The organism is Streptococcus lishijunsis (assembly GCF_047290665.1).
Taxonomy (GTDB): domain Bacteria; phylum Bacillota; class Bacilli; order Lactobacillales; family Streptococcaceae; genus Streptococcus.
The window spans coordinates 2,943-17,551 of sequence record NZ_JBLBUC010000026.1 but is presented as its reverse complement, the minus strand read 5'-3'; the positions used below and the strand labels follow the sequence as shown (position 1 = coordinate 17,551).

The 14,609-nt window shown below is 35.5% G+C and carries 12 protein-coding genes and 1 pseudogene; 12 read left to right on the top strand and 1 reads right to left on the bottom strand.

What is annotated here, in order from left to right:
• The 7 genes from ACLN19_RS08225 to ACLN19_RS08195 all read left to right on the top strand — a co-directional run.
• A partial coding sequence (locus tag ACLN19_RS08225; RefSeq protein ID WP_413385229.1) for a hypothetical protein occupies positions 1–265 on the top strand: 265 nt, incomplete at its 5' end.
• A gap of 20 nt (positions 266–285) precedes the next feature.
• Complete coding sequence (locus ACLN19_RS08220) at positions 286–504, top strand: hypothetical protein (protein WP_413385226.1); 219 nt, start codon at positions 286–288, stop codon at positions 502–504.
• A gap of 20 nt (positions 505–524) precedes the next feature.
• Positions 525–785, top strand: a complete 261-nt coding sequence (locus ACLN19_RS08215; protein WP_413385223.1) for a hypothetical protein — start codon at positions 525–527, stop codon at positions 783–785.
• A 22-nt stretch (positions 786–807) separates the two neighbouring features.
• The gene (locus tag ACLN19_RS08210) at positions 808–1,365 is read left to right on the top strand and encodes a DUF1642 domain-containing protein (RefSeq protein ID WP_413385219.1); all 558 of its coding nucleotides are present in this window, start codon (positions 808–810) and stop codon (positions 1,363–1,365) included.
• Positions 1,366–3,299: 1,934 nt separating this feature from the next.
• Complete coding sequence (locus tag ACLN19_RS08205) at positions 3,300–4,601, top strand: hypothetical protein (RefSeq protein ID WP_413385216.1); 1,302 nt, start codon at positions 3,300–3,302, stop codon at positions 4,599–4,601.
• Positions 4,602–5,236: 635 nt separating this feature from the next.
• Positions 5,237–6,742 carry a class I SAM-dependent DNA methyltransferase gene (locus tag ACLN19_RS08200; RefSeq protein WP_413385214.1) on the top strand — a complete coding sequence of 502 codons (1,506 nt, stop codon included), beginning with the start codon at positions 5,237–5,239 and terminating at the stop codon, positions 6,740–6,742.
• Positions 6,732–7,238, top strand: coding sequence for a restriction endonuclease subunit S (locus ACLN19_RS08195; protein ID WP_413385211.1), 507 nt, complete (start codon positions 6,732–6,734; stop codon positions 7,236–7,238). Before ACLN19_RS08200 ends, ACLN19_RS08195 begins: the two co-directional genes overlap by 11 nt.
• Here ACLN19_RS08195 and ACLN19_RS08190 read toward each other — a convergent pair.
• Positions 7,235–7,876 carry a restriction endonuclease subunit S domain-containing protein gene (locus ACLN19_RS08190; protein ID WP_413385209.1) on the bottom strand — a complete coding sequence of 214 codons (642 nt, stop codon included), beginning with the start codon at positions 7,874–7,876 and terminating at the stop codon, positions 7,235–7,237. The two genes, ACLN19_RS08195 and ACLN19_RS08190, sit on opposite strands and share 4 nt — an antisense overlap.
• A 52-nt stretch (positions 7,877–7,928) precedes the next feature.
• On the opposite strand from ACLN19_RS08190, the gene xerA reads away from it, so the two are divergent.
• The 5 genes and pseudogenes from xerA (at position 7,929) to ACLN19_RS08165 (ending at position 14,526) form a co-directional block, all read left to right on the top strand.
• Positions 7,929–8,918, top strand: coding sequence for a site-specific tyrosine recombinase/integron integrase (gene xerA, locus ACLN19_RS08185; RefSeq protein WP_413385206.1), 990 nt, complete (start codon positions 7,929–7,931; stop codon positions 8,916–8,918).
• 10 nt (positions 8,919–8,928) lie between these two features.
• Positions 8,929–9,456, top strand: a pseudogene (locus ACLN19_RS08180) (restriction endonuclease subunit S); the annotation flags it as partial.
• 9 nt (positions 9,457–9,465) lie between these two features.
• A complete protein-coding gene (locus ACLN19_RS08175; RefSeq protein ID WP_413385233.1) occupies positions 9,466–10,026 on the top strand; it encodes a restriction endonuclease subunit S in 561 nt (186 codons plus the stop codon).
• A gap of 38 nt (positions 10,027–10,064) precedes the next feature.
• A complete protein-coding gene (locus ACLN19_RS08170) occupies positions 10,065–13,073 on the top strand; it encodes a type I restriction endonuclease subunit R (RefSeq protein ID WP_413385203.1) in 3,009 nt (1,002 codons plus the stop codon).
• Between the two features lie 19 nt (positions 13,074–13,092).
• On the top strand, positions 13,093–14,526 hold the full coding sequence (locus tag ACLN19_RS08165; RefSeq protein WP_413385201.1) for an ATP-binding protein: 1,434 nt from the start codon (positions 13,093–13,095) through the stop codon (positions 14,524–14,526).
• Positions 14,527–14,609: the final 83 nt, after the last annotated feature.

The following is a 14,609-nucleotide window of genomic DNA, read 5'->3' as shown; positions in this document are numbered from 1 at the left end:
AAGAAAAGCACCCCAATTGTTAGATTTTATGTCTAACTTTTGGGGTGCAGTTCAAGACGGTCGCTTTGATATTTCAGATAATGACCTTATCTTGACCTATCTCTTTCAATATGACACGACTTTATTAGGACATTTGAAGGTGAAAGGATATGACATGAGAGAATTTCGTCAAATGGCTAATAAAACGTTAGCTGAGATTGAAGAGGTTTATCAGTCCAAAAAGACTGAAAAAAGTAATATGCTGAATAGCTACAAATGGAGCTAACTAGAAAAGGAGAGACAGTCATGATTGAAAAAAATAATCTATCAGAAGACGATAAGAAACGAGATGAATTTGAGGATATTTTAGCCTTGATGGATGAGGTGGATGCTTGCTTAGGTAGAAAACCAAAGCCCCAAACGATGACAATGAACCAGTGTTTGAAAGAGTATGTACATAAAGACGCCATTAAGTTGATTGGTCATGTTATACCGAGATACACTCCTTTAATAAAGCGGAGCTAACGATTGGCTATGAGATTGAAATGGACAGTGAGTATGGGCTTCATGTAGAGTGCCGTGACAGAAGGGGCAAAGTCGTTTTTAAGATGGATGTGACAGGCTACAAAGATAAAAATCTGGAACACTATGACGAACGCTTTATTCGATTGTCGCCTATTTTCTTAGATATGGGAAGTCTGTCCTTAAGCTTAGCAGGAATGTTTCGTCTGTCCAAAGAACTAGCACGCCTAGAAGCTGAGTTAAACCTTAAAGTTAATCAAAAGTGGGCGAGAGTGAAGAAGTAAAGATAAAGGGAAGGAGAAAAGGATGAAGGATGTTTTAGGATACCATATTGGTGATGAGGTGATGCTCAAAGGGAAAATTATTAAGCGCTATGATGACGGCAAAAAAATGTATTATAAGGTAGCATTTGAGACGGAAAAATTGATTAATGATGTGACTTTGAGTGAATCTGTTTTGTTAAAATCAAAGGTAAAAATGCCACGATTTATCTCGCATATTATTGAAGTGCATAAGGCTATTCCAGATAAGACTTTGCTGGAATTGATGGCGTATTTTGCAGACTCGCCAGATCCTAATTTTCAAAAATGGATTGCTCAAGCGAGCAATCAAAATAGGCTAGCTAGAGCTTGGATTGAAGGTTACGATGTCGAGGAAGAACCACTTTATTATGTTATTGATGAGCAGAATAGATTGCTTTTAAAAAATGAACTGGGAGAAAAAATACCTGTGGTTATTTGTAAGAAAAAGGTGGAGGCTTCTCACTTGATGTACTACCAATTTACTGAGCAAGAGATTAAAGCTTATGATGAACGTTATTGGGCATTTTGTAAAGCAGTCGAAGACGTGGATAAGAGTATTTAATGTGTCAAATAACAAGAAAAAAGTTTCTGGAAGGTGAGGATTGTTGACTGACTTTCAGGAGCTTTTTTAGCCTTTTTAACGAGAATAATACACGTGTTTTTACGCTCATTTTAATTGTTATTTCTAAGCGAAAATAACTTAATGTGATGTAGAATATGTCAAGAATTTGCTGTTAAAATATGTTTGAGTCTCCTAACAAAAACGACCATGTATAACCGAGGAAATGATAATAACGTAGAAGCTATTTGTGACCAAGTAAACGAACAAGCAGTCACTACTTTTTCCGAGTGATTCCGTATGGAACAATTCCAATTTACAGGTATTTTGTGCTCGAAAATGAGGAGGAAGAATTGGTCAAAGTAACCCCCAAAGTTGCTGTAGAATTTCCGTTTTATATTGAGCAAAATGGTTTTAATGTGGTCTTAGTTATTGACAATTGGCAGAAGATAACAACACGTTAATACAAGATAAACTTTGCTGGGTTCGAAATGTTTTTAGACGTTTTTGATGACTAAAAAAAGGAATACAATTATGTAAAAATGTGACTGGAAAAAACAAGAAAAACGGATAAAAACTATTACAAAAAAATACAATATTAACGAAGAAAAATTTGACAATCAACCACCAAAACAAGTTGCTTTTTTACTTAACGCAACAGGTCAAAAAAAGGAGTTATTTCGAGGAAAAATTATTATTAAGAGATCTATTTAAAATACATCATTTGGAAGAAGAAATTGCCAAAAATCATAATGTTGTGTCGCAAGAAATTATTGAGTAACTATCAAAAAAAGAGAGATATATGTCTCTCTTTTTTAGTGGTTTTGGTGATGATTTTGTGGCTGATGATGACCTTGTTCGTGATGAGAAAAAGTGTTTTGTTCAGATGACTTTTTGTGCTTTTGGTTAGCCTTTTCTTGCTTTACTTTTTCCTTCATCTTGTCAATTTCTTTTTCAATATCATAAGACTCACCAAGTTCATCTTTCAACTTGAAATAAAGGTCTCCAAATTCAAAACGCAGCTTTTTATCTTCTTCTTTTTTTGCTTTCTGACTTCCGCCATTTTCTTTTTGAGAGCCTCAAGTTTAAGGTTTCAATTTTCTATAATAATCATCGATATTATCGCCTAAAAAATTGTTTTTAATACTTATTATACCATAAAATATGGGATCTTAACGTTTATGATAAACGTTAAGAATTAACAAAATAGGGTATAATAGTAGTAAGAGATAGCCATTTTATAGACAGTGTTTCTAAAAGTTTGTTATCCCTTGATATTACTAGCTTTTAAGCTAAAAAAGAGTTAGAGCTGACCTGACATCTACGCCTCGCATTATAAACTTATGAGAATAATTGAAACCTATTGGTATTACTAGCTTTTAAGCTATAAAAAAGAATCAGAGCTGACCTGACATCTATGCCTCGCATTATAAACTTATGAGAATAATTGAAACCTATTGCTATCACTCGCTTTTAAGCTATAAAAAAGAATCAGAGCTGACCTGACATCTATGCCTTGCATTATAAACTTATGAGAATAATTGAAACCTATTGGTATTACTAGCTTTTAAGATATAAAAAACGGTCAGAGCACACCTGACATCTATACCTAACATTATAAAATTATGAGAATAATTGAAATCGATTTGTATTCCTAGCTTTTAAGCTATTAAAAAGAGCCAGAGCTGACCTGACATCTATGCCTCACATTATAAACTTATGAGAATAATTGAAACCTATTGGTATTACTAGCTTTTAGACTAGAAAAAAGATTAAAAGCTGACCTGACATCTATGCCTTATATTTTATTTATATTACATAGTCCTAATACCTTGAAGTTACTCATTAAAAGATACTTATATTGACCCAGACACAATATAGCTATTTATTTCATCTCTTTTTTGAGACCTATTTTATCTTTTAGAAAGGAGCTTAAAATGGCTCATCCTAAACCTACGACAGAAGACTTATTTAGTCTCAGACGTTATCCCAACCAACCTGATTTTGTTTTTCATATTCCACCAGCTGAAAGGCGAAAAATAAATTACTCTAAAATTAAACTTTTGTGGGCTTATCATCTCTTCAAATTTCAATATTTTACGTTTGAAATAGCTTCTAATATCTTCTATTCACTGACCAAAAAACAACTCGATAGAAAATGGTTTATGACGAACGTTGGTAGTCGTAATTTCCCCTTTTCGGAATATCCAAAACCGTTCAAATCACGAACTAAATTTTTCTATATTAACAAACTATTTTGGTCATGGGTTTTAGAACACTTAGCTGAGATAGAAGAGTACCAAACGAGCATAAAAGAAACGACAGATTATGAAGGATCACCATTCACTATTAGAGCCAATAAAATGCGTTCTGGCAAACCCTCTCGCATTACTGAACATGACTATAAAACACGTCTTCTTGTTAGCCAAATCGTGAGAGAGTTGATTTCTAAATGTGATAAAGAAGTGACTGCTTTATCGCTTAATATTCATTACTTTTTTCCATCTGATAAAACGCACTTGACCTTTGCTGTTCCTGATTGCATTTTGTTCACACCAGACGATATGTTTTTGATAGAATATGACAATCGAACAGAGACACAACCAAGGCTGCTTTCTAAGATTTTACGCTATGCGGATAGTCCCTTTTTTAGAAACACAACTATCTATTTTTCCTTCAATGTAGCGGATACAGTTGTTCTTTCAAAACGCATCAAAAACTTTAGTCAAAACGTTGCCTTTAGAACCACAACAAACGGTCGTGTTTTTGAACGATTAGTCGATAATGGTGTACGTGTTTATGCTCTCCCAGAGAAAAATACTGTGAGTCAAATAGCATACTCTCTTTTTGATAAAATAGTGGGTCGTGTTCGTTATCCAGTTGATGTCAAACCCCTCTATAAAACCGTGCTAGGTCAGTACTATCATTTAACCATAAAAGTTGCTCCTAAAGGTGATTATTTTGATTACTATGCGACAGGTACTGATGACGATTTTCAGGAAGTGACTATCCCTCTTTTGTACATGGAATATGGATTAGTCGGTAACGAACTTTTACTCCAACAAATCGCAGAAAAAGTAGGAGATACTTATAAGCACATTGGTCTTCTTATTGAAGGTAAAATTGATGACCAAGTGTATCAATTTGACGACAAACGATTTGTTGCAATCTATTTAGAAAGGGTAGCTAAGCGACTGATTTTAACAAAAAAAGGAGAATGGAAAGAGTTAAGACAATAGTGTTATCTGTCATTATTATCTGGATTATTATTATTTTAAATGTACGGTCTTGATAAGTATAAAGTTATCAAAAAAGCTTGGTGTATTTCAGAAAAATGTTTGTTGTCATGAGTCTATCTTGGTAGCGGTATCGTCATTTATTTTATCTTTTATTAAGTCGCTTTGTTTAGTAGTAAAAGTAAATGAATTGACTTAAAAATAATAGTGACTAATTTAAAATATTTCATGTGACAGAACTCCAAAAATTTTTTCTAATATGGACGGAAAAACTTGAGAAACTTTGTCATTTTGGAACAAACTGACTAATATAAAAATTGGTACTGCTTAGATAGTTACTGAACTTGAAAATAAGATAAGTGTAGAATGATTTTGATGAAGAAGTGTTGTACAAAATCAGCTTTGCTTGGAAACATTTTAGAAGTACATTTTATAGAATGTGATAGATTAATAAGATGATTATATTTTGTTTGGTCATATGTAAACTTGGAGAAAAGTGTCTGCAAAACTCAAGATTAGGCTTTTGAACTATTGCTTTGATTTCGTTTTTGAAGGCTTCTCAAAACTCCTGAGAAATAGTTTAAGATGAGATTGGAAAATGGTATAATAGAGGCAACAAAATAGTTCAGGAGTAAATAATGGCGAAGACAAATACAAGTGCTAATATTGGTTTTGAAAAGGAGCTTTGGGATGCAGCCAATTCTTTACGAGGTCATATTTCAGCAGCTGACTATCGAAAAGTTATTATTGGATTGATTTTCTTAAAATATGTTTCTGATTCGTTTACGGTTAAATATAATTATCTTCTCAAGGAGGGTGAGGGGTTTGAAGAAGATCGTGATGAGTATGTCTCTGAAAATATCTTCTTTATCCCACCAAAATCAAGATGGGATTATATTGCTGAAAAATCACATACTTCTGAAATTGGTCTTGCAATTGATGATGCTATGCGTGAGATCGAGCATGAAAACAAATCATTGAGTGGTGTTCTCCCTAAAGTTTATGCTTCACCTGATTTAGATCAGCGTGTATTAGGTGAAGTTGTTGATATTTTTACCAATATTGATATGTTTGCTCATGGTAATGAAAAAGATTTACTAGGTCGAACTTATGAATACTGTTTGGAACAATTTGCTGCTTATGAAGGTAAGAATGGTGGAGAATTTTACACACCAACAAGTATAGTTAAAACAATTGTTGAGATTTTAAAGCCTTTTAATGGTCGTGTATATGATCCAGCTTGTGGGTCTGGTGGTATGTTTGTACAGTCAGAAGTCTTTGTTGAAAATCATAGTGGTAACATTAATAATCTTTCCATTTATGGTCAGGAGGCAAATGCCGATACGTGGAAAATGGCTAAAATTAACATGGCTATTCGTGGTATTGAACCCAATTTTGGTTCCCATCAAGCAGACACATTTACCAACGATTTACACCCAACGCTTAAGGCAGATTATATCATGGCAAATCCTCCGTTTAATTTGAGGAAGTGGGGAGCAGATGAGCTGGTAGATGATGTTCGTTGGAAATATGGCACACCTCCTGATAGCAATGCTAACTATGCGTGGATACAGCACATGATACATCACTTGGCTCCCAACGGGAAGATTGGTCTTGTCTTAGCAAATGGATCGCTGACATCAACAAAAAGTGGCGAGGGTGATATTCGCCAAGCAATTATTGAGGATGACTTAGTTGAAGGCATTGTAGCTCTCCCTGATAAGCTCTTTTATAGCGTGACTATTCCAGCTTGTCTATGGTTTATTTCTAAGAATAAAAAGCAAAAAGGTAAAACAGTCTTTATCGATGCTAGAAATCTAGGACACATGGTTGACCGCACACATAGAGATTTTACGGAAGAGGATATTCAAAAGATTGCTCAGACGTTTGAACATTTCCAAGAGGGAACTTTAGAAAGTGAAAAAGGTTTCTGCGCTGTTGTCGAGACCAAGGCTATCGCTGACCAAGATTACATCTTAACCCCGGGACGTTATGTTGGCGTTGAAGATAGGGAAGAAGATAGCGAACCCTTTGAAGAGAAAATGGAACGCTTAACAACAGAACTATCTGAAATGTTTAAACAGTCCCATGTCCTAGAAGAAGAAATCAAACAACGATTGGAGGAGATTGGGTTTGATATATAAGGCGTTATCCGAAGTAAGTAGCTATGTCTCTGAGAAAATTGATGTCAGCATGTTAAGTCTGGATAATTATATTTCTACTGAGAATATGATTCCTAATCGTGGTGGAATTAATAAGGCAACAAAACTTCCGACTGTAAAAACCACAACTGCATTTCAAAAAGGAGATATTTTAATTTCCAATATTCGTCCCTATTTTAAGAAAATTTGGCTAGCAGATAAATCTGGAGGTTGCTCTAATGATGTTTTGGTAATCAGAGCAAATAGTGACTTTTCTAATCGCTTTCTATATTGTGTGCTATCAAGTGATGCATTCTTTGATTATGTAGTATCAACTTCTAAGGGAACGAAAATGCCCCGTGGAGATAAAAGTTCAATTATGAAATATGCAATTCCTCGATTTTCTTTGAAAAAGCAAGAATTAATTTCAGAAATATTGATGTCCTATGAGGAAAAAATTCGACTTAATAAAAAGATAAATCATCATTTAGTGGCTTAAACAGACAAATCTCCTGATAAAATCTTAGGAAGAAGTTCGTCTCTTATTTGGGTTAGTTTTTGAATTTGATGTAATTTATCTTCTACTTGTGTTACTAATGGAGAGAGTATTCTTCCTAGTTGTTTAAATAGAACTTCATTATAAGGAACTTCAAATTCATAAACCACACTAGGTTTTGTTCGTTGCCTACTGTTCGTTGTTCCAGTAGCGTGAGCTATAAAGTAATCTTGAAAACTTTTACTATTGATTACGGCGAATAAAATAGCTTGCTCAAATTTATCTTTTCCTGCCAAAGAAATAAATTCTGTCGAACAAACGCTAAGTAAATCTTGGTTAGTAAATGGTACCCATACCCTTTTTGTTGTCGGGTTTAGTTTTGAAAATAAAACTGAATACTCTTTAACAACATTTTTATTGCTTTTAATATTATTTGTATCATCAACAGATGGATATTGATTAGCATCAAATGCAGGTAAACTAAAGTGATTTACTTTCTTTTCACTTGTCTTAGCTGGATTAAATGTGGCTGTTTTAGTATCAAATAGCTTACCAAGTTTCTTTGTCTCTAATTGCTCGCTACTTTCAATAAACATTAGATAGATTGTATTTATTATCTCTCCTAAATGATGATTTATCAAACACGTTATCTTTGATAAAATATTAACAATATATTTTATTGGGGGTTGTGGGATGAAGAATAAGTTGATGACTGAGATTCAGACAAAGATGGCAACGTTGTTGAGCGCAGGTCAACTGGATGAATTAGGGAAAGTTCTGACTTTTGTCTTTAGTGGTGTGGAATTTATACAGAAGACTGGTGTGGAAGAGTTAGATATAGATAATAAACAGTTGGTTAATCGCTTTCTAGCCTCAAAAAGAATTGAGGGATGCTCGGAAAAGTCGTTAATCTATTATGAAAATACAATTTTAAAACTAGTAAATACTTTAGAGAAGTCAATTCGAAACATCGAGACTGAAGATTTGCGAGAATATCTATCAAATTATCAACATGAAAGAAATTCTAGCAAGGTTACGATTGATAATATGCGGAGAATTTATAGTTCGTTCTTTGGGTGGTTAGAAGATGAAGATTATATCTTGAAAAGCCCTGTTAGACGGATTCATAAAATTAAGACAGATAAACCGATAAAGGAAACAATCTCTGATGAAGGATTGGAATTACTGAGAGATAGTTGTGAAGAGATTAGAGACTTAGCCTTGATTGATTTATTAGCGTCAACAGGGATTCGTGTTGGCGAGTTGGTGGGATTAAATCGAGAAGATATCAACTTTCAAGAGAGAGAATGTATCGTTTTAGGAAAAGGTGGAAAAGAACGACTAGTTTACTTTGACGCTCGGACGAAAATCCATCTTATGAATTACATAGAACGGCGCACAGATAAAAATCCTGCCCTGTTTGTGAGTTTATCGCGACCATTTAATAGGTTACAAATAGGAGGAGTAGAAACAAGACTTCGAGAACTAGGGAAGAAAGCAGATCTAAATAAGATATATCCCCATAAGTTCAGGAGAACCTTAGCAACTAAGGCTATTGATAAAGGAATGCCAATAGAGCAAGTTCAGCAATTATTAGGGCATGTAAAAATTGATACAACCATGCATTATGCCATGGTAAACCAAGCGAATGTGAAGAGTTCGCATAGAAAATATATAGGATAAGGAGGAAGAAATGGCAGAGTGGAAGAAATGTAAGCTATCTGATATCATTGATTTTAATCCGAGAGAACACTTACCAAAGGGAACTTTGGCAAAAAAAGTGGCTATGGAAAAGCTAGCCCCATTTACCCGCGATATATCAGAATTTGAGGTTTTAGAATTTAAAGGTGGAACAAAGTTTAAAAATGGTGATACCTTAATGGCAAGAATAACTCCAAGTTTAGAAAATGGTAAGACCTCAAAAGTTAATATTTTAGCAGCTGATGAAGTGGGGTTCGGTTCAACAGAGTTTATTGTTGCACGTGCTAAAGAAGGTATCAGTGATGAAGATTATATTTACTATCTTATGACTAGTCCAAGCGTGCGTGAGATAGCTATAAAATCTATGATTGGTACATCAGGACGACAACGTGTACAGTTAGATGTTTTGAAAGATTTTGAAACGATCTGTCCTCCACTTGATGTTCAAGTGAAAATATCTGGCATTTTGAAATCTTTAGACGATAAAATAGCACTCAATAAACAGATAAATCATCATTTAGAAGGAGTAGTGACCTTAATATTCAATGAACTGTTTGGAAATCAGATTCCAAACGGAACGTTAGGTGACATTACACGTATTTCAAGTGGAAAACGCCCAAAGACACGTGTGGATGAACAATCTAAAAATTTCGATATTCCAATTTTAGGAGCTGCATCTATTACAGGGTACACCTCAACTTCATTGTATTCTGAAAAGTTGCTAATTACTGGTCGTGTTGGAACGCATGGAGTTATTCAACGCTATAGAAGAGCTTGTTGGCCATCAGATAATACACTGGTTTTACAAAGCAATCGGCATGAATACGTTTATCAGATTCTCAAACAAGTTGATTTTCAAAGTATGAATCGTGGTTCAACACAACCGTTAATAACTCAAACCGACTTAAGCAAAATCCCAATATATATTCCTACAACAAATGAAATGGAATCATTTGAAAATATTGCAGTTGCTTTTATGACTCGGGTCGATGAGAACATCATAGAAAATGAATACTTGGTATCTTTAAGAGACACAATTCTCCCTCATTTATTATCTGGAGAGCGTTTTTCAAATCACACTGCTAAATGATGATTTACCACCTTCCCCAACTATAGAAAGGATTTGTTATGAATTTTAGTGAAAGCCAATTTGAGAATGCTATTTTAGATATTTTTCAAAATCGATTAGGTTATGACTATTATTATGGTCCTGATGTCGAAAGAGACTATCGTGATAGTCTTTTCCGTGATGTGCTTGAGGTGTCGTTAGGACGACTAAATCCTAACTTACCAAGCTCTGCCATTGACGTAGCTATCAATAAGTTGCATGATTTTGAAAGCGGCACACTTTTGCAGAAAAACAAAACCTTCATGGATTATCTCCAAAACGGGGTGTCTATTACTTATGTTAAGAATGACGAAGAGATTTCGAGCATTGTTTACCTAGTTGATTATGATAAACCTGATACTAACAGTTTTATTGTCGCTAATCAATGGACGATTGAGGAATACAGTGAGAAGCGACCAGATATCATTGTTTTTCTAAATGGTCTTCCCATAGTGGTTTTTGAGTTGAAAAGTCCGTCACGTGAGGAGACAGAAGTTTCAGAGGCTTATAGCCAGCTCCAAAATTATATGAAGGAGATTCCGTCTTTATTCTATTACAATGCTTTTTTAGTCATGAGTGACATGGCGACCTCAAAAGCGGGAACTATTACAGCTGGTGAAGATCGTTTTATGGAGTGGAAGACGAATGACGGGAATTATGAGGATACACAGTTGGCGAACTTTACAACCTTGATTGAAGGAATGTTTGTTAAAGAACGTCTGTTGGATATTCTAAAAAACTTTATCTGTTTCTCTGATGATTCCAAGATTTTAGCAGCTTATCATCAATATTTTGCGGTAAAAAAGGCAGTTTGTTCGACAATAAAAGCAACTGAGACTGATGGTCGTGGTGGTGTTTTCTGGCATACACAAGGTAGTGGTAAGTCTCTTTCAATGGTTTTTTATGCTCATTTACTAGAGAAAACATTACAATCGCCAACAATTGTTGTTCTGACGGATAGAAACGATTTAGATGATCAGTTATTCAAACAGTTTAAAAGATGTCAGCATTTTTTACGTCAGATACCAGTGCAAGCTACAAATCGTAAACATCTTAAAAAGTTATTGTCTGGTAGACAGGCCAACGGTATTATTTTTACAACTATGCAGAAATTTGAAGAGTCTTTGGAGCCCTTGTCAAAACGCCAAAATATTATTGTTATAGCGGACGAGGCGCATCGTGGGCAGTATGGTTTAGAAGAAAAAATAGATCTGACGAGCGGTAGAGTTAAGATTGGAACAGCACGCATAATTCGTGATAGTCTTCCGAAGGCGACTTACATTGGTTTTACAGGAACACCGATATCAACGAAAGACAAGTCAACAACAGAAGTGTTTGGTGACTATATTGATATTTACGATATGACACAAGCTGTTGAAGACGGTGCAACTCGACCTGTTTATTACGAAAGTCGTGTGATTCATCTTAATCTTGATGAAAACATTTTGCAGAATATTGATTCTGAATATGCTATATTAGCAGAACAAGCTGAAAAGTCAGCTATCAACAAGAGTAAAAAAGAGCTTAGTCGTTTGGACAGTATTTTAGGTGCTGACCCAACTATCTCAGCACTAGTGACAGATATTATTACTCACTATGAGGACAATCGTGAAAACGAATTGACTGGTAAGGCTATGATTGTCGCTTATTCGAGACCTATTGCCATGAAGATTTATCATAAGATACTTGAATTACGTCCTGATTGGGGAGAAAAAGTCGGTGTCGTGATGACCTCTAGCAATAAAGATCCTGAAGAATGGCATGATATTATAGGCAATCAGAAACATAAAGAAGAATTGGCTAATCAATTTAAGGACGATAGTAGTTCTTTCAAGATTGCTATTGTTGTTGATATGTGGTTGACTGGTTTTGACGTTCCAAGTCTTGCGACCATGTATGTCTATAAGCCAATGTCTGGTCACAATCTTATGCAAGCTATTACACGTGTTAATCGTGTTTATAAGGATAAAGAAGGTGGACTAATTGTTGATTATGTTGGTATTGCCTCAGCTTTAAAACAAGCTATGAATGATTATACTAATCGTGATAAAGGTAATTTTGGTGATACCAATATTGCAGCAACTGCTTACCCTAAATTTCAAGAAAAGCTTGAAGTCTGTCAAGATATGTTCTTTGGCTTTGATTACACTGCTTTTAAAGATGGAAAAGCAACCGATCTTATGCGTGCGAATGCTATTACAGGTGGTGTTAACTTTATCACTGGTAGAGATAAGGATAAGGAAAGCTTTTTACGTGAAGCTAGTCTATTGAAACAAGCCTTGCAACTATGTCGCTCCTTATTAACACCAGAAGAACGTTACGAGGCAGCCTATTTTGAAGCTGTTCGGACAATATTAACACGCATTGTCAACCCACGAAAACCTTTATCGGTCAAGGAAATCAATGCTAAAATCAATGAATTGCTAAAATCAAGTATTAAGAGTGAAGGTGTTATCAATTTATTTGCGGATTCTGAAAGAGATTTCTCATTGTTTGACCTTAGCTTCTTGGATGAGATTGCCAAGATGAAGGAAAAGAACATTGCGGTTGAATTGTTGAAGAAATTGATACAAGAGCAGGTCCATATTTATAAGAGGACAAATGTTGTTCAATCTGATAAGTTTTCAGAAATGCTTTCTAGGGCCATGAATGCTTACTTGAATGGTATGCTGACAAATGAAGAAGTTATCGAAGAACTAAAACACATGGCATCGGAAATACAATCAGCAAAAGATGAGGGGAATGAATTGGGACTTAGCCAAGAGGAGATAGCTTTTTATGATGCTATTACCAAACCAGCTGCCGTCAAAGATTTCTATAGTAATGATCAGTTAGTTGCATTAACACGTGAGCTGACAAATGAATTGAGGAGAAATCGTACGATTGATTGGCAGAAAAAAGAGTCCGCACGTGCTAATATGCGACGTATGGTCAAAAGATTATTAAAAAAATACAAGTACCCGCCTGAAGGACTTAAAGATGCCTTGTCAATAGTTATCATACAGTGTGAGTTATGGGCAGATAGCTAATATCAATCAGGAGAAACAAATGAATCACACCTTATCCCACTACCAATTCTCGCCAGAAAGCCAATATCTTGATAGAAAGTCTGCTCGTAAGAAACCCTCTGAACTCCTCAAACACTTGATTGCTTTTGCTAATGCGGATGGTGGTCAGTTGGTCATCGGTATTGAGGATGAAAAGCAGGGGAATATTATCACAGGCTTCAAGGATGGAAAAGCCTACCCCATAGAGGACTTTAAAAAGATTGATCGTGAGATGCGTGACACACCTCTGGATTTATCTTTTGAAGAAATCCCTGTGGTGAATCATAAGGGTGAGGATGACCTAATCTTGGTAATCTCAGTTGAACTGTCATCGAACCGAGTGATTGCGGCTCCTAATGACGAGGTTTACCTGCGTCAAGGAGACGAGACTGTTAAGTTGAGCTATGAGCAACGGACGCAACTTAGCTATGATAAAGGGCAACGCTTTTTTGAAGACGAGATAGTTCCTGATGCGACTTTGGAGGATATTGATGACAACTTAGTGCAAGATTTCAAGAATCGTTTTGATATATCAGAGCGCCCCACAGAAGACATTTTGAAAGCAAGACGTTTTCTTATCAATGGTAAATTAACTAAGGCTGCCATTTTACTTTTTGGTAAATACCCATCTGCGTTCTTTCCTCAAGCTCGTGTACGTTTCCAGAGATTTGATGGAACTGATATGGGTACAGGAAGTAACTTTAATGTCATCAAGGAAGTGACCTTTGAAGAGGCCCTACCTACCTTGATTATCAAAGTGAGAGACTTTATCCGAACGCAACTTCGTGAGTTTCAATATTTGGATGACAATGGACAATTCCAAATTTTTCCTGAATATCCTGAATTCGCTTGGTTTGAAGGTATTGTGAATGCTGTGACGCACCGTAATTACTCTGTTTATGGTGACCATATTCGTATCATGATGTTTGATGACCGACTAGAAATTCATAGCCCAGGGAAATTACCTAATATCGTAACAGTTGATAATATCAAGCATGAACGCTTTTCAAGAAACCCTCGGATTGCGAGAACATTGACTGAGTTTGGTTGGGTTCGTGAGATGAATGAAGGGGTTAAGCGTATCTATTCTGAGATGGCTCTAGCCTTTCTTCATGAACCTAAATACACTGAACCAGGGAACAAGGTTGTTCTGACACTTGACAATAATATTGTCAGCCGTCATCTGCGCACACAAGATAGCTTGGAAAAGCAGTTTTCCGACTTTAGTGAGTTAAACGCTGATGAGCAAGCTATTATCCACTACATGTATAATTCGGGTGACAAAATGACTACAGCAAAGGCTGTTGAGATTACAGGGAGAAGCAGGCGTCATATTGGAAAAACTTTGAAGAAATTGACAGAACAAGGTTTTTTGAAGTGGTATGGAAATAGCAAAAATGATAAAAATCAGTACTACATACTTGCTCTCAAATAAGTACTTTTTTATAATTGGAACGCAGTAGAACGCAGTAGAACGCAGTAGAACGCAGTAGAACGCAGTAGAACGCAGTAGAACGC